Consider the following 16,757-nt stretch of genomic DNA (forward strand, 5'->3'; position numbering starts at 1 on the left):
TCATTCGTGAGAGTTTTATTGCTATTGATTATGTTTTGGGGAATGAAAGCGCAGGCGCAGCAACAGGATGTAAACCGCATCTCCTGGTCAGAAGCTGCGGTACTTCCTGTTGCCGAAGGCAGGGCCCTGCAACCTGGTGTTGCAGGCGCCTTTGCAGGCATTGCGGGCAATCATTTGCTGGTAGCAGGCGGCGCTAATTTCCCGGAGGCGATGCCCTGGGAAGGTGGTAAAAAAGTATATCACCGCGAAATTTATGTGCTGGCAAGAGAAAACAATCAATTCTCCTGGAATGCGGCTAAAGCGCACTACCTGCCGGAACCTGTGGCCTACGGCGCCAGCGTTACGCTGCCACAGGGCGTGCTGTGCATAGGCGGCGAAACAATTGCCGGACTCACAGCCACCGTATATCTGCTGCAATGGAACAATGATGTACAGCTGCTGCCATATCCCGATTTACCGGTGCCTACCGCCAATGCCGCTGCTGCGGTGTTGGGCACCCAGGTGTATGTAGCCGGCGGTGAAACCGCCGCCGGCCCTACAGCTGCCGTATGGATGATGGACATGGCTGCGGCAAAACCAACATGGATACCCGTGGCCCCATTGCCATCGGTGCGGTCACATCTCCAACTGGTAACACAATCAAACGGTGAATACCCATGCCTATACGCCATTGGCGGTAGAGCCGCCACCGCTACAGGTATCAGCACGCTGAGCGGAGCAGTATACCGTTATACCCCGAAATCCGGCAAATGGACGGATGGCAGCCATATCAGTGACGGAAAAAGTAGGATGAACTGGTCCGCCGGAACGGCCGTGCCTTACGGCAGCACCTATATCCTGCTCACCGGCGGTGACGACGGGGAACTATTCCACCGCATCGAAAGCCTGAATGCCGCTATCAAAGCAGCAGCCAACACGGAAGAAAAAGAAAAGATCACACAGGAAAAGCTGGCGCTGTTACATAGTCACCCCGGCTTTAATAAAAATATACTGCTGTACAACACCGCTACGGATGTATGGACCAAACTCAGTGAGCTCTCCTTTCCGACAGCCGTTACCACCACTGCCGTGAAATGGAACGATGATATCATCATTTCTTCCGGAGAAATAAAGCCCGGCACCCGTACCATAGCGGTTTACAGGGGAGTGGTGAGTAAACCCTCCTTTTTTTCTACGCTGGACTACCTCCTGTTGGCAGCTTATTTTGTACTGATGCTGGGCATTGGCATCTGGACGAGTTTAAAACAAAACAGCACGGCGGATTATTTCAAAGGAGGACAGAAAATCCCAGGATGGGCCACGGGTTTAAGCATATTCGGGGCCAAGCTCAGCGCTATTACTTTTGTCGGCATTCCTGCTAAAACATATGCGACCGACTGGACCTACTTTTTCCTGCTGATGACCATTATCATGATCATGCCGTTGGTGGTGCGTTATTTCATTCCTTTCTATCGCAGGCTGGGTGTGACTTCCAGTTACGAGTTCCTGGAAAACCGCTTTAATTACGGCGTGCGTGGCATCGCTGCCATGATGTATATCCTGCTGCAGCTGGGCCGTATGGGCATCGTCATCTTATTACCCAGTATAGCCCTCAGCGTGGTAACGGGGATAGATGTACGCACCAGTATCGTGGTAATGGGCCTGGTGAGTTTGTTTTATACAGTGCTCGGCGGCATTGAAGCGGTGATATGGACGGAAGTGGTACAGGTGATCATCCTGCTCACGGGCGCTTTGCTGGCGCTGGTGCTGATCCCGATGTACCTGGATCACCCGTGGGCGCAAAGCATGGATACACTGGCATCTTACCAGAAATTAAAAATCCTTGATCTCCGGTTCGACTTTAGCAGTAGCACTTTCTGGGTAGTGGTGATCGGCGGTTTCGCCCTGAACCTGATCCAGTACGGCTGTGACCAAACAGTGGTGCAACGGTACCTGACCACCACCGATGAAAAAACAGCGGTGAAGAGTCTGCAACTCGGCGCCTGGCTTACGTTGCCGTCTACCATCATCTTCTTCGCCATTGGCACACTGCTTTTCCTGTTTTACCGTGATCATCCGGCGGATGTAAATATTGCGCTCAACAACCAGGATACTATTTTCCCCTGGTACATTGTTACACAGCTGCCTAAAGGCATAGCAGGACTGGTGATTACCGCCATTTTTGCTGCCGCCATGGGGAGTTTAAACGGTTCCGTAAATGGTGTGGCAACGGTGGTGGTGAATGATTTTTTCAGACGTCAGTTACCCGGCAAAACGGATAAATATTACCTGAAAACGGCGCGTATAATAACACTCATTGTAGGGCTGTTTGGCACGCTGGTAGCATGGATGATGGCTTCATGGGGTGCCACCTCGCTGTGGGATGAGTTCAACCTCATCATGGGGCTGTTTACCGGCTCTGTAGGTGGACTTTTCCTGCTGGGTATCTTTTTCAAGCGCACTACTGCCAAAGGAGCCATCATTGGTTTTGTGGTAAGTGCATTGGTGCAGGTAGGTTTGTTACAGTTTACCCACATGCACCTGCTGATGTACGCCTTTACAGGCCTGGTTTCCTGCGTGCTGGCAGGATTGCTTTTCAGTTTTCCGGATAAAAAAAATACAAATGGCATATACCAAAGAACAGTTGCAAGGGCTGTATGAGTTTTATAAAAATCAGTTATTGGGAGATACTATCCCATTCTGGTTTCCACGGTCTATCGACCAGGAATATGGAGGCTACCTGCTCATGCGCGATGAACAGGGCGAACTCCTGGATGATGACAAGGCCGTATGGATTCAGGGCCGCGCCGCCTGGCTGCTGGCTACTTTGTACAACACGGTAGCACCAAAGCAGGAGTGGCTGGACGGTGCAAAAGCCGGCATTGATTTTTTACTGCAACACTGCTTTGATACGGACGGGCGTATGTTCTTTCACGTTACCCGTGATGGCAGGCCTATCCGTAAGCGCCGTTACTTTTTCTCCGAAACCTTTGCCGTGATTGCACTGGCAGCCTATGCCAAAGCCAGCGGGGATGCCGCCATGGCCAACAAGGCCCGGGAGCTGTTCGGGAAATGTATCCGGTACGCCACCACATCTGGTTTGCTGGAACCGAAGTTTACTAACGAGCGCCCGGCAAAAGGTATTGGAGTGCCCATGATCCTGATTAATACCGCGCAGCAACTGCGGGACACTATCGGGGACCCGCGCTGTGATGATTATATCAGCCAATGGATCAGTGAAATTGAACGTGATTTTGTGAAAGACGATATCCGTTGCGTAATGGAACAGGTGGCGCCGGATGGCAGTATCATTGATCATTTCGATGGGCGCACCCTCAATCCCGGTCACGCCATTGAAGGTGCCTGGTTTATTTTGCATGAAGCCCGGCATCGCAACAATGATCCGGCGCTGATCAGGCTGGGCTGCCGCATGCTGGACTATATGTGGGAGCGGGGTTGGGATGAGCAATATGGCGGCATCCTCTATTTCAGGGATGTGTATGGCAAGCCGGTACAGGAATACTGGCAGGATATGAAATTTTGGTGGCCGCAAAATGAAGCAATAATTGCTACCTTGCTGGCCTATGTGATCACGGGCAATGAAAAATATGCGGACTGGCACGCAAAGATCCATCATTACGCCTATCAGCATTTTCACGATGCGGAAAACGGCGAATGGTACGGCTATCTGCACCGTGATGGCCGTGTAAGCGTTACCCTGAAAGGGAACTTATTCAAAGGGCCTTTCCACCTGCCACGCCAGGAGTGGTATTGCGCACTGTTGCTGCAAAATATTATTCAGTAAAATGCTTATTTGGAACATGAACAGGAAAAAAATACTCACGACCATATTGTTGTGCTGCTGCCTGGCAGCAGGAGCGCAGTCGCCCGTCACCGTTTTTAAAAGCGGCGCCGAAGGATACAAAAGTTTTCGTATACCCGCTATCGTTAGTTTGCCGGGCGGTCAGCTGCTGGCTTTCGCAGAAGGAAGGGTACATAATGCAGGTGATTTCGGAGATATTAACCTCGTGCTGAAAACGAGTACAGACAATGGAAAGAGCTGGTCGCCGCTACAGGTGGTAGTGGATTACGACCACCTCCAGGCCGGCAACCCGGCCCCGGTAGTGGACCTCACTGATCCCCAGTATCCCAAAGGCAGGATCTTCCTGTTTTACAACACGGGCAACAATCATGAAGGGGAAGTCCGCAAGGGTAATGGACTACGCGAAGTATGGTACATAACCAGTACGGATGCTGGTGCACATTGGTCCGCCCCGGTGAATATTACCACGCAGGTACACCGGCCTATGCAGCCACAAACAAATTCTGCGTACAACTTCCCTGAAGACTGGAGAAGTTACGCCAATACGCCGGGTCACGCATTGCAATTTACGCAGGGCCGCTATCGCGGACGCATATACGTGGCTGCGAATCACTCCGCAGGAGCACCTCAGCCTGACTTTACAGACTATGCCGCCCATGGTTATTATACGGATGATCATGGTAAAACATTTCATTTAGCGGCCACGCTGCCGGTGCCGGGCTCCAACGAGAGTACCGCAGCAGAGCTGGGTAATAACCGGCTAATCCTGAATGCACGTAACCAGAAAGGGGATAAGCGGATGCGCATCGTAGGTATCAGTAACAACGGTGGACACAGCTGGGATAGCACTTATTACGATGCCCGACTGCCCGATCCGGTATGTGAAGGCAGTATCCTGCATATAGGCTGGAAAAAGAAAAAAGCTATACTGGCCTTTGCCAATGCGGCGGACACGCTGCAACGCAATCACCTCACGGTACGGTTGAGTTACGACGAGGGCGCCACCTGGCCTGTAACCATACCGGTAGCAGGTACGGATAACCGCAAAGGCGACTACATCGCCTATTCCGACCTGGTACTGTTCCGTAACAAACGCCTGGGTATTCTTTACGAATTCAAGGGTTACAGTGAAATTGTCTTCCAGCAAATAAATCTGAAACAATGAGATGGATGACGCTGCTCCTGTTACTGTCTTTCAAGCTCCATGCCCAGCAACCGGCGCTCATTCCGCAGCCCCAAACGCTGCAGTGGCAACAGGGAGCATTCCCGCTGACTAAGGCAGTTAATATTTATTTCGATACCACCTTTGCAGGCACAGCGGGGTACCTGCAGCAATGGCTGCAAGGCAAAGGAATTAACGCTGTTTTACTGGCAGGCGTTGCCGATAACGGCACTGGCATCTCCCTAAAGAAAAATAAGAATATTACTAACAGTGAAGGTTACACGTTACGTGTAACGCCGGCTATAATCGTTATTACAGCCGCCACTGATCATGGGATGTTTAATGGCAGCAGCACCTTGCGGCAGCTATTGCTGGGCGATGGGTTTGCTGCCTGTGAAATAACGGACAATCCTGCTTTCCCATGGAGAGGGTACATGGTAGATGTGGGTCGCAACTATCAATCCATGCCATTGCTGAAGCAGCAGATTGATAAAATGGCGGACTACAAACTGAATGTATTTCAGTTTCATTTTACAGAAGATATCGCCTGGCGCTGGCAGGTGCCGGGATTTCCTGCGCTCACAGCAGATAGTAACATCATCCGCAACAAAGGGAAATATTATACCAGTGCGGATATCCATGAACTAATCCGTTATTGTGCGGACAGGCACATCCTGTTTGTGCCGGAAATTGATATGCCTGGCCACAGCGCTGCGTTTAAACGTGCAATGGGGTTTGATATGCAGTCGGACAGTGGTATGCATTACCTGCGGCAAATTGTAACGCTGTTTATCAAAGAATTTAATCTTCCATTTCTGCATATTGGTGGTGATGAAGTGAAGATCACCAACAAAACATTCCTGCCGGAGATGATCCGGATGATCAATGAGCAGGGAGTGCAAACAATTGGCTGGGACCCGGGAGGGAATATTCCCGCCAGTACCATACATCAGCTGTGGATGCGGGATGCACCGGCAACTGCTAACACGCGTTATCTGGATTCGCGTCATCTGTACCTCAATCATATGGACCCGTTGGAAAGTGTAACCACTATTTTTCAACGTCGAATAGGCGACCGGTTGAAGGCGGACCAAAATGTGCTCGGTGGCATTATTTGCCTCTGGCATGATCGTAAGGTGGCTACTGAAAAGGATTTGCTCACGATGAACCCCGTATATCCTGCCATGCTGGCCTTTGCGGAACGGAGCTGGCACGGTGGTGGTACGGACGGCTGGAAAGCCAACCTGGACGTTCATGATCCGGCTATGATGAAGGAATTTAACGACTTTGAAAAAAGACTGCTCACACATCAGCAATTATACTTTAAAGGCCTTCCGTTTGCGTATCAGCCACAACAAACAAAATGGAAACTAACGGGGACGGATAAACGTGGAAAAGTAATCCTGACTTTACCTGCGCAGGGAGGTACGGTAGTGTTACAGCATTTCTGGCATCCACTGGTAAAGGGGCTGTTGCCGGAAGGAGCTGACACGCTGCAATGGACCGCTACTGCCAGCTTTTATGCGGACCAGGATACCCTCCTGCCCGTGTGGATTGGGTTTAATAATTTGTCGCGCTCCTATTTCAGCGACTCCCCGGAGGCAGGCATGTGGGATAATAAAGGCAGTAACGTAACGGTGAATGGCTTGCCAATGGCGCCGCCACAGTGGCAGCATGCGGGGCATAAAGGGAAAGGGGAATTTCCGCTGACGGATGAAGGATATGAATACCGGTCGCCTGCCATGGTACCTTTCCACAAGGGCGCCAACGAAGTGGTGATGTATTTGCCGCGGCCGGTAGCCAAATCAGCAGATTGGCAAAATCCGGTGAAGTGGATGTATACCTTTGTACCCTTGCAGCAGCCTGCGTTTGCGCTATCGGACTACTTCACCGATCATATGGTATTGCAGCGGGATAAACCCATGCAGATTTTTGGCACCGGCTTGCCAGGCACTGCTTTGCGGGTTCGTTTTGGTAACAGGTCAGTGGTTGCAAAAGTACAGGCGGATGGCTCCTGGATGGCTGTGCTGCCTGCATTTGCAGCCGATACGGTTGCAAAAGTATTGTCGGTGACGGACGGAAAACGTGTGATAAGCTGTTACGACGTGCTGGTGGGCGACGTATGGGTATGTGCCGGGCAATCCAATATGGAATTTACACTGGCCGAGGAGGCGCATGTAAAGGAAGCGGCTCCCAACAAACAGCTGCGCCTGATGCAGCGCCAGAAAAATACCAGTACCTACAATGTGCCCTACCAGGTAAGTGATACGATTTTTCTGCATCCTGCAAACTATTACTCGGGTAGCTGGAAAGTAGCGGACATCGCTGCTGCCAGGCCGTTTTCAGCAGTTGGTTTTTATTTCGGGGAGATGTTACAGCATACACTGCACGTGCCTGTGGGGCTGATTAATGTAGCTGTGGGCGGTAGCCCTTGTGAGGCCTGGATACGGGAGGCGGCAGGGAAGGAGAGCAGTGTGAAAGCCGTGTTTAGCGGCAACTGGCTTAGCAATCCGGCATTGGAGCCCTGGTGTATACAGCGGGGGCACGAGAACCTGGATACGCTGCTCGCTATGAAAGTACCTTTGCCCGCCAACGCGACCGGCTACCGGCATCCCTTTCAGCCCGGATTCCTGTATGATGCTGCCATTGCACCACTTACTGCTATGCAGGTAAAAGGAATTATCTGGTATCAGGGAGAGAGTAATGCCCTCAGTGAACCGCGCGTACAACAACATGGACAATTGTTTCCCTTAATGGTGGCGGATTGGCGGGCCCAGTGGCATTCCCCGGAACTGCCGTTTTATTTTTGTCAGCTCTCCGGCATCAGTACTGAAAAAGGGTATAAGTCTGCATACTGGCCGCTTTTTCGTGCGCAACAGCTGCGGCTTTCAGACAGTATTCCCTTTTCCGGCATGGCTGTAACCAGTGATGTAGGCCATCCTACAGACGTACATCCTACGGATAAGCAAACCGTGGGCAGGCGGCTGGCGCGCGTAGCATTGGCGCGAACATATGGCTATGGAATTTTATATAAAGGCCCTGTGCCTGAAAAGGCAATACTGCAGGGAGATACCGCCTATCTCTCCTTTAATAAAGGAGAACAGATTACTACTGCGGACCACCAGCCGCTACGCGGTTTTACCCTTAAAAATGGCAATAAATTAACCGGAATGATTTCCGGCAACGTAATAAAATTGCCCGTGCCTGCTGGTACCAGCGTGATTTATTACGGTTGGTCGCCCTTTACAGATGCGAACCTGGTAAACGAGGATGAGCTGCCGGCCAGTACGATGGAAATAGTGCTACAAAAATGATCCAATAAGTTGTTCGAATCGGGAGAGGCCTTCGGCCTCTCCCGATTCGAATTTCGGTCAGCCGAAGGCTGACCGAAATTCGATCTTAATATAATCTTCGCAAGAAAAAGTCTCCCCCGAAATCCCTATATTCGCAGTTTCAACTTGACGATTAATGGCCCAACCAGACAACACAAATGTCATCTTTCACCTGGCGGCAGATTTTGTTAACCAGACCAACCGCCACATCTTCCTGACAGGAAAGGCAGGTACAGGAAAGACTACATTTCTGAAATATATAAAAGACCACTCCCGCAAAAATACGGTGATCGTTGCACCTACCGGTGTAGCCGCCATCAATGCGGGCGGGGTTACCATGCACTCCTTTTTTCAGCTGCCCTTCGGCCCTTATGTGCCAGGCACTAAAAGAGGATTTTCTGACGATGGTGTAAGCAGTACCGACAGGCATTCCCTGTTCCGGAACATCCGCTTCACCAACGACAAGAAATCGCTGTTGCAGGAGCTGGAACTGCTCATCATCGATGAGGTGAGTATGGTGCGCTGCGATATGCTCGACGCCATTGATCAAATTCTCCGTCACTTCCGGAATAAGCCACTGCAGCCATTTGGCGGCGTGCAGGTGCTCTTCATCGGGGACTTGTATCAGCTTCCGCCAGTGATCCCGGAAGATGAATGGGCGCTGTTATCACAATACTATAACTCTCCTTTTTTCTTCGATGCTAAAGTGCTGGAACATGAAACCCCGCTTTACATTGAGCTGAAGAAAATATACCGGCAAAATGAGCAGGTGTTTATCGATGTACTCAACCGCATTCGCAACAACGAAGTGGAAGGGGAAGACCTGCAACTGCTCAACGAGTACTACCAGCCTGAGTTTACAGGTGAGGATGCCGAATACATCGTGCTCACCACACATAACCGTAAGGCAGATGATATCAACAACTATCGCCTCAACTCTATGGAGGGTAAGCTCTATCGCTTCGAAGGCAAGATAGAAGGGGATTTCAGTGATAAAGCCCTGCCTACGGAAATGGTATTGCAACTGAAAGTGGGCGCGCAGGTGATGTTCCTCAAAAATGATATCGCACAGCCAAGAAGATATTACAACGGTAAAATTGCTACCGTCAAAGAAATCGATGATGATGAGATCACCCTGGTGCTCTCCGGTTCCCATGAGGAAATGAAGCTGGAAAAGGAAACCTGGAGAAATATCCGCTATCACTATAATGCAGATGAAAACAGCATCGAAGAGGAAGAAATAGGCAGCTTTACACAGTTTCCTATTCGCCTCGCCTGGGCTATCACCATCCACAAGAGCCAGGGGCTTACGTTTGAAAGGGCAATTATCGATGCGGGATATGCGTTTGCAGCCGGCCAGGTATACGTGGCGCTGAGTCGCTGTACCTCCCTGGAAGGACTGGTGCTGCACTCCCGCATTGGTTTTGGCAGTATTAAAACCGACTCACGGGTAGTAGAATTCTCCCGTCGCGAAAGTGAGCCGAATGAATTGGTGGTATTGCTGGAAATGGAACGCAAAAAGTTCCAGGCCAATTCCATCATGCAGCTGTTCGACTGGTACAAGATGCAGTCGCTCATTAAATCCCACGCCGTTTGGATCGAGGATAAGAAAATCCCAGATTTCGATGCTGCCTTAAAAATCACCCGGTACCTCTCCAGCATTATCGTGCAGCAGGCGGAAGTAGCGGCTAAGTTTACCAACCAGCTGAAGCAACTGCTGGATGTGGTGGCCCAAACCGGTGAAACCGACCAGATGGCGGAGCGTATCACCAAGGCAGTAGGATATTTTACCAAAAGTATATATGAAGAGATGATTGTGCCCCTGCAGGAGCATATGGAAGAAGTGAAAAAGGCGAAAGCCAAGAAATACCACCTGCAGCTGATGGCGCTGGAATCAGATTTCTGGAACAAGCTGGCGCAGGTATGGGAATGCAGCTACGGTGACCTGCAGTTTAACAAAGGCCTCACCGACTACCTCGCCAAACGCAATAAGGCCGAAGCGGCCGAAGTGCTGGCCAAAACCAAAGGCAAGGTGGAAAAGGGGAGTAGCCGCAAAGGTACCCTGGAGCTGTTCCTGGGTGGCAAAACCGTGGCAGAAATTGCCGCAGTGCGTAACCTGGCCGTGAGTACGATTGAGTCGCACCTGGCCCAATGCGTAGAGGCGGGAGAGTTAGAGCTGGAGAAATTTGTGCCGGAAGGAACGGTGAAGCTCATCATGAACCATATCCGCGACCTGGGCGCCACCGCTGCCGGGCCTATCAAGGAAAGGACGGGAGATGCTGCCAGCTTTGCTGAAATCAGGGCTGTTCAAGCCTATTTACAGCGCAAACAAAGGGAGGAAACCCTGGCCGATTAAAATATTACCACAAAAATGTTAATATAAAATCAGGAACCGGTAAAAATATGCATGGTTTACTATAGTTGCACCCGCTAAATTTGCATACAACTTATAAATCAAGCATTTTGAAAGTCGGACTCTTTATACCCTGCTATATAGACCAGTTCTATCCGCAGGTAGGCATAGCCACGTTACAGCTGCTACAAAAGCTGGGTTGCCAGGTGGTATATCCGCAAGGGCAAACCTGTTGCGGACAGCCGATGGCCAACTCTGGTTTCGAACATCTTACCCATGGCTGCAACAGCCTGTTTGTAGATCATTTCGATGGATTTGATTATGTAGTGGCACCTTCCGGCAGCTGCGTGCTTCATATCAAAGAGCACCTGCACGAGCCGGCACGGGAAGCGGCCGCCACCAACATACGTCAGCGCGTATACGAACTGACGGAATTCCTCACAGACATTCTGAAAGTAGCATCCCTGCCTGCGCGATTCCCGCATAAAGTAGGCCTGCACCAGAGCTGCCACGGGCAGCGTGGCCTGCACCTCGCACAGATGAGCGAACTCGTTGATCAGCCTTATTCCAAACCCGGACATCTGCTCAATATGGTGGATGGACTCGAGCTGGTGGACCTCGATCGTAAAGATGAGTGCTGCGGCTTTGGCGGCACCTTCTGCGTGGCAGAGGAAGCCGTTTCCGTGAAAATGGGCGTTGACCGTGTAGCCGATCACGTGAAGCATGATGCGGAAGTGATCACCGGTACTGACGTCAGCTGCCTCATGCACCTGGAAGGAATTATCAACCGCCGCAAACAACCCTTGCGCGTAATGCATATCGCTGAAATCCTTAACAATACTATCTGATGAACAGTCATACTTCTGATCACGCCACGCTGGCCGGTAAGTTCAATGAAAATGAACCCCGCGTCAACTGGCATGATGAAACTTTGTGGTGGGTAAGAAAAAAACGCGACCGCATGGCCTGGTCTGTAAACGGCTGGGAACAGCTCAGAGAGGCCGCATCTGATATAAAAAGACATGCACTGGGAAACCTGCACGACTACCTCGTACAGTTTGAACAGCAGGCCATCGCTAACGGGGCCATAGTGCACTGGGCCGCTGATGCAGCGGAACATAACCGCATTGTGCTCGGTATCCTGCAAAAGCACCAGGTAAAGCGCATGGTAAAAAGTAAATCCATGCTCACAGAGGAATGCCACCTCAATCCGCACCTGGAAGCTCATGGCATCGATGTAATCGATACCGACTTAGGGGAGCGTATTGTGCAGCTGGCAAAGGAACCACCCAGCCACATCGTACTACCCTGTATTCATAAAAAGAAGGAAGAGATTGGAGATCTGTTTCATGAACACCTGGGCACGCCTGCCGGTAATGCAGATCCGCAGTTTCTGACAGCGGCCGCACGTATGCATTTACGCCAGGAGTTTTTACAGGCGGATGCAGCCATCACCGGGGTCAACTTCGCGGTAGCGGAAACCGGTGAAATGGTAGTATGTACCAACGAAGGTAATGCCGACATGGGCGCACATCTTGCCAAAGTGCACATCGCCTGTATGGGTATTGAAAAGATTATTCCCAAACGCGAACACTTAGGCGTTTTCCTGCGCTTACTCGCACGCAGCGCCACCGGGCAGCCTATCACCACCTACAGCAGCCATTTCCGCCAGCCAAGAGAAGGGCAGGAGCTGCATATTGTATTGGTGGATAATGGTCGCTCCAGACAGCTGGGCCGTGAAGATTTCAGGAACAGCCTGAAATGTATCCGTTGTGGTGCGTGTATGAATACCTGCCCCGTGTATCGCCGTAGTGGCGGGCATAGTTATCACACCGCTGTTGCTGGTCCGATCGGTTCTATTCTTGCACCGAATCTTGATATGAAAGACTTCGCAGATTTACCGTTCGCATCCACACTTTGTGGCTCCTGTAGCAATGTTTGCCCGGTTAAGATCGATATACATACACAGTTGTATAAGTGGCGTCAGGTAATTGTACAGGAAGGATATGCAGCCACCGGAAAAAAAGTAAGCATGAAAGCAATGACGGCTGTGTTGTCTTCCCCTGCTACGTTTAAAGTAGCCGGTAAGATGGGACGCTGGGTGCTCAAGGCTTTGCCGGGAATGGTTAACAATGGTTTCAATCCATGGTATAAACAGAGAGACATGCCGGCTCCTCCGAAAATGTCTTTCTCCGAATGGTACGCTAAAAATAATAAAGATGAGCAGCAGGGATAATATATTAAATGCAGTAAAAAGAAATCAACCGGAGTCATCCATGTTGCCTTCGCTGAAAGGCTTGTCAGATATGCCTGATAGCTTCGATGACTACAAGCGGGTAGTAGAAGGATTGGGTGCTGTGGTAGAAGAAGTAGTCACTGAAGAAGATATTATCTATGCGCTGGATAAACATCTCCCTGAAAGAAAAAGAACGGTGGATACAAGGTCAGCCATACAACAGGAATGGATACACGAAGATGCGCATCTGCTGGAAGATGTAGATGTAGCCTTGATTCCGGGGCAACTCGCCGTGGCCGAAAACGGTGCAGTGTGGTTAACCGAACACCAAATGAAAGTGCGTGCACTGCCGTTTATCACACAGCATCTCGTACTCATCATCTCCCGAAAAACCATTGTTGCTACTATGCATGAGGCCTATGAAAAAATCGGAGGCCCTGAAACCGGCTTCGGAGTTTTCATTGCAGGGCCATCTAAAACAGCAGACATTGAACAGTCACTCGTACTGGGTGCACACGGCGCCAAAAGCTTACTGGTGCTGGTTACGCCTTGATCAATAATATCACTTTTATTTTTGATAATATTAAACGCCACAGTTGTGGCGTTTAATATTATCAAAAATAATTAGCCCCAAACCATTTGTTGGTATAATGTTTGTTTCTACTCTGTGCTTTGAGAAAAAAACCATGTCGAATTAGTGATTCGAATAGTATTACACCATATCATCAGCATTTGCTAACCAGAAAAATTGAAAGACCATGTATCGCTACACAACTTTAGAACAGCTGCCAGAGCGGACTGTGACGAGGAGCAAAAATTATTATTATAAAAGACATATTAATTTTCCGTTTCGTTGATAGAGATTCAAATTTTATTTTCTACTTTGCATTCACTATTGAAAACCGAAAATAAATTCGAGCGTAGGAATGCAATCTTGTTAACTTGTTTAGTCCACTCATACTTCGATGGCATCTATGAAAGCCTTCCACCAGCGACCGTATAAGGACTAGACGGAGAGAGAATATTATATAACCATATCTTATTATTGAAACCTATGGTGCGGAAAACATCATGGATCACCCCGTCATGGCTCATTCTGATCCTGGACTTAGGGTGTTCTATCCTCGCTATCAATCTCGCCTTTTTACTCAGGCTGAATTTTGATATGAATGACATTGCGCCTTATCCGATTGCGCATATTTCCTTGTTGGTGCTGGGGGTGAATCTCCTGTTATCATTGTCCCTGCGGACTTACAGAGGAATTGTACGGCATACCGGTATGGCTGATATCGGTCACATCGCTGGTATGAACATACTGAGCAGTGGTGTACTGTATACTATCGGTGCCGTATACACGCAATATGCTGCATTCAACATTCTTCCACTGTCCATCATTCTGATTTATTTCTTTATCAGCACTTTCGCTTTGCTGTCGTACAGGTTGCTGGTAAAATGGACCTTCAGGTATTACTCCCTGCTGCGTTCGCAGAATAATGTACGCGCTGCTATTTATTATACCGGCCCTACCGGCCTGCTGCTGCGTAAAGCATTGTCGGAAGACCCTGCCTCAGCAATACGTGTGGTGGCGTTTTTGGCGCATAACCCTGCACATGCGGGAAAGTCAATGGAAGGCCTGCATATTTACGGCGCAGAGTCAGGGCAATTACATCGCCTGGTGAAGCAAGCCAATATTGATACGTTGTTAATTCCTGAAGAAGATATCGAACCCTCCCGGCTAAACGAACTCGTGGATGCATGCATGCTGCTGGATATTAAAGTGCAGAAGGTAGTGCCCGTGAGTCAGTGGATCGACGGAGTGGCTAATAATAGTGTACAATTGAAAGACATTCACATTGAAGATCTGCTCGAGCGGGCGGAAATCAAAATAAGAAACCCACGCATCAGCGAAGAGCTGAAAGGAAAAAATGTGCTGGTAACAGGTGCTGCCGGTTCTATTGGTAGTGAGATAGTAAGGCAGCTGGTGAAATATGAACCGGCGCTGATCGTACTCTGCGACAAGGCAGAATCACCTTTGCATGAACTCGAACTGGAACTGGCGGAAAAAAGCGGCAATGTACAGATCATTCCGTTTATTGGTAATGTGTGCGACAGCAACCGTATGCAGCAGCTGTTCGACATTTACCAGCCCGCCATGGTATACCACGCAGCCGCCTACAAACACGTACCCATGATGGAAAAAAATCCTTCCATCGCCGTCATCAACAACGTGCTGGGAACGAAAGTAGTAGCAGAGCTCTCCGTAGAATATAATGTAGAGAAGTTCGTGATGGTTTCTACCGATAAGGCGGTGAACCCTACTAACGTGATGGGTGCTTCCAAACGCATCGCTGAAATCTTCTCACAATCCTTTAATAATTATCTCAACGAACAATATCAGCGGCCGGGGCCAGTGTACGGCACTCCTCCAACCCGCTTCATCACCACCCGTTTTGGCAACGTACTGGGTTCAAACGGGTCTGTAATTCCACGTTTCAAACAGCAGCTGGAAAAAGGCGGCCCGCTTACGGTGACGCATCCTGAAATTACCCGCTATTTCATGACCATTCCTGAAGCTTGCCAGCTCGTACTGGAAGCGGGCTCTATGGGACAGGGCGGAGAAATTTTTGTGTTCGATATGGGCAAGCCAATGAAAATTGCAGAGCTGGCACGTAAAATGATTCGTATGGCCGGCAAAGAACCCGGTAAAGACATACAGATCGTATATACAGGCCTTCGCCCGGGCGAAAAGCTCTACGAAGAGTTGCTGAATAATGCAGAGAACACCATGCACACTTATCACGAAAAAATTATGATCGCCAAAGTGCGTACATATGATTTCCTAGTAGTAAATAAAGAAGTGGAAGACCTCATTGCGGCCGCGCGCAAGCACTACCTGATGCCAACGGTAGCCCGCATGAAAAAACTGGTACCCGAATTCATCAGCAAAAACTCTTCCTACGAAGAGCTGGACAAAGGGACCATTACGATGTAAACTACGGCGTGCACTAACGTAAACGCCTATATAAAAATTGAATAGTGATTATGATTGTAACAAACGAAAAACGGACAGATGCAACGCAGCCCAGGTACAGATCTCTGTACTGGCTGCTGCTACTGGTCTCCTTTGGCATGTTTGCCTGTAGTACACCCAAAAACATTACGTATTTCAAGGATCTGTCGGATACACTACCAAATGCAGCAGTCACACAGGCAATCTATAAAACACCTTCCATCCAGGTGGACGATATTTTACAGGTAACTATTCAAACACTCGATCCAAATGCCACTGCTATGCTCAACCAGCAGGGGCAAACACAGCCAGGTCTTGCACCTGCTGGAACGCCGGTTACCAACATCAACGGATATCTCGTGGATAAGGATGGCAACATCTCTCTCCCTATGATAGGCAAGATGATGGTAAAAGGTAAATCCACCGATGCGGTAAGAGATGAAATCCAGGCTAAAGCCGCCACTTTTTATAAAGATCCGGTGGTAAACGTACGCTTCGCCAACTTCAAAGTAACTGTACTGGGAGAGGTAACCAAACCATCGTCCTACATTATGCCAAACGAAAAAGTAACCTTAATGGATGCTTTGGGTATGGCCGGCGATCTCACCATCTACGGTAAACGCGAGAACGTACTCCTCATCAGGGAAAATGATGGCAGAAAGGAATTCGTTCGCTTTAATCTTAACAACAGCAACCTGTTTACCTCTCCTTACTATTATCTGCGGCAGGGAGATGTGATATATGTGGAACCTAATAAAAATAAAGTGGCCTCCACAGATATGCAGCAGGTAAAACGTATTTCAATTATGGCCTCTGTATTGTCGCTGCTGATTGTAGTGGCATCCAGGATTAACTTTTAATC

Annotated in this window: 10 protein-coding genes; all 10 read left to right on the forward strand. The window is 49.5% G+C overall.

Going from position 1 to position 16,757, the window contains the following annotated elements:
• The first annotated feature begins 6 nt into the window (after positions 1-6).
• Positions 7-2,640 carry a sodium:solute symporter family protein gene (locus tag BUB18_RS26475; RefSeq protein ID WP_218588113.1) on the forward strand — a complete coding sequence of 878 codons (2,634 nt, stop codon included), beginning with the start codon at positions 7-9 and terminating at the stop codon, positions 2,638-2,640.
• Complete coding sequence (locus BUB18_RS26480; protein WP_073086980.1) at positions 2,603-3,784, forward strand: AGE family epimerase/isomerase; 1,182 nt, start codon at positions 2,603-2,605, stop codon at positions 3,782-3,784. Before BUB18_RS26475 ends, BUB18_RS26480 begins: the two co-directional genes overlap by 38 nt.
• A gap of 16 nt (positions 3,785-3,800) precedes the next feature.
• Positions 3,801-4,967, forward strand: a complete 1,167-nt coding sequence (locus tag BUB18_RS26485) for a sialidase family protein (RefSeq protein ID WP_073087199.1) — start codon at positions 3,801-3,803, stop codon at positions 4,965-4,967.
• On the forward strand, positions 4,964-8,278 hold the full coding sequence (locus BUB18_RS26490) for a family 20 glycosylhydrolase (protein WP_083550833.1): 3,315 nt from the start codon (positions 4,964-4,966) through the stop codon (positions 8,276-8,278). Before BUB18_RS26485 ends, BUB18_RS26490 begins: the two co-directional genes overlap by 4 nt.
• Positions 8,279-8,432: 154 nt before the next feature.
• Positions 8,433-10,652: a helix-turn-helix domain-containing protein gene (locus BUB18_RS30155; RefSeq protein ID WP_073086984.1), complete on the forward strand. Its 2,220-nt coding sequence runs from the start codon at positions 8,433-8,435 to the stop codon at positions 10,650-10,652.
• A 107-nt stretch (positions 10,653-10,759) separates the two neighbouring features.
• On the forward strand, positions 10,760-11,497 hold the full coding sequence (locus BUB18_RS26500; RefSeq protein ID WP_073086986.1) for a (Fe-S)-binding protein: 738 nt from the start codon (positions 10,760-10,762) through the stop codon (positions 11,495-11,497).
• Positions 11,497-12,885: a lactate utilization protein B gene (locus BUB18_RS26505; RefSeq protein WP_073086988.1), complete on the forward strand. Its 1,389-nt coding sequence runs from the start codon at positions 11,497-11,499 to the stop codon at positions 12,883-12,885. The genes BUB18_RS26500 and BUB18_RS26505 overlap by 1 nt, the downstream gene beginning before the upstream one ends.
• Positions 12,869-13,438 carry a LutC/YkgG family protein gene (locus tag BUB18_RS26510; RefSeq protein WP_073086990.1) on the forward strand — a complete coding sequence of 190 codons (570 nt, stop codon included), beginning with the start codon at positions 12,869-12,871 and terminating at the stop codon, positions 13,436-13,438. The genes BUB18_RS26505 and BUB18_RS26510 overlap by 17 nt, the downstream gene beginning before the upstream one ends.
• Positions 13,439-13,939: 501 nt before the next feature.
• A complete protein-coding gene (locus tag BUB18_RS26515; protein ID WP_073086992.1) occupies positions 13,940-15,877 on the forward strand; it encodes a polysaccharide biosynthesis protein in 1,938 nt (645 codons plus the stop codon).
• 50 nt (positions 15,878-15,927) lie between these two features.
• A complete protein-coding gene (locus tag BUB18_RS26520) occupies positions 15,928-16,755 on the forward strand; it encodes a polysaccharide biosynthesis/export family protein (RefSeq protein WP_073086994.1) in 828 nt (275 codons plus the stop codon).
• The last annotated feature ends 2 nt before the right edge of the window (positions 16,756-16,757 follow it).

The sequence above is a fragment of the Chitinophaga jiangningensis genome (genome assembly GCF_900142605.1).
In the GTDB taxonomy this organism is placed as follows: domain Bacteria; phylum Bacteroidota; class Bacteroidia; order Chitinophagales; family Chitinophagaceae; genus Chitinophaga; species Chitinophaga jiangningensis.

Bases quoted from the DNA above. Each gene is read 5' to 3' on its own strand.
- BUB18_RS30155 (WP_073086984.1), top strand. From the start codon at position 8,433: ATGGCCCAACCAGACAACACAAATGTCATCTTTCACCTGGCGGCAGAT.
- BUB18_RS26515 (WP_073086992.1), top strand. From the start codon at position 13,940: ATGGTGCGGAAAACATCATGGATCACCCCGTCATGGCTCATTCTGATC.
- BUB18_RS26490 (WP_083550833.1), top strand. From the start codon at position 4,964: ATGAGATGGATGACGCTGCTCCTGTTACTGTCTTTCAAGCTCCATGCC.
- BUB18_RS26505 (WP_073086988.1), top strand. From the start codon at position 11,497: ATGAACAGTCATACTTCTGATCACGCCACGCTGGCCGGTAAGTTCAAT.
- BUB18_RS26510 (WP_073086990.1), top strand. From the start codon at position 12,869: ATGAGCAGCAGGGATAATATATTAAATGCAGTAAAAAGAAATCAACCG.
- BUB18_RS26485 (WP_073087199.1), top strand. From the start codon at position 3,801: ATGAACAGGAAAAAAATACTCACGACCATATTGTTGTGCTGCTGCCTG.
- BUB18_RS26520 (WP_073086994.1), top strand. From the start codon at position 15,928: ATGATTGTAACAAACGAAAAACGGACAGATGCAACGCAGCCCAGGTAC.
- BUB18_RS26480 (WP_073086980.1), top strand. From the start codon at position 2,603: ATGGCATATACCAAAGAACAGTTGCAAGGGCTGTATGAGTTTTATAAA.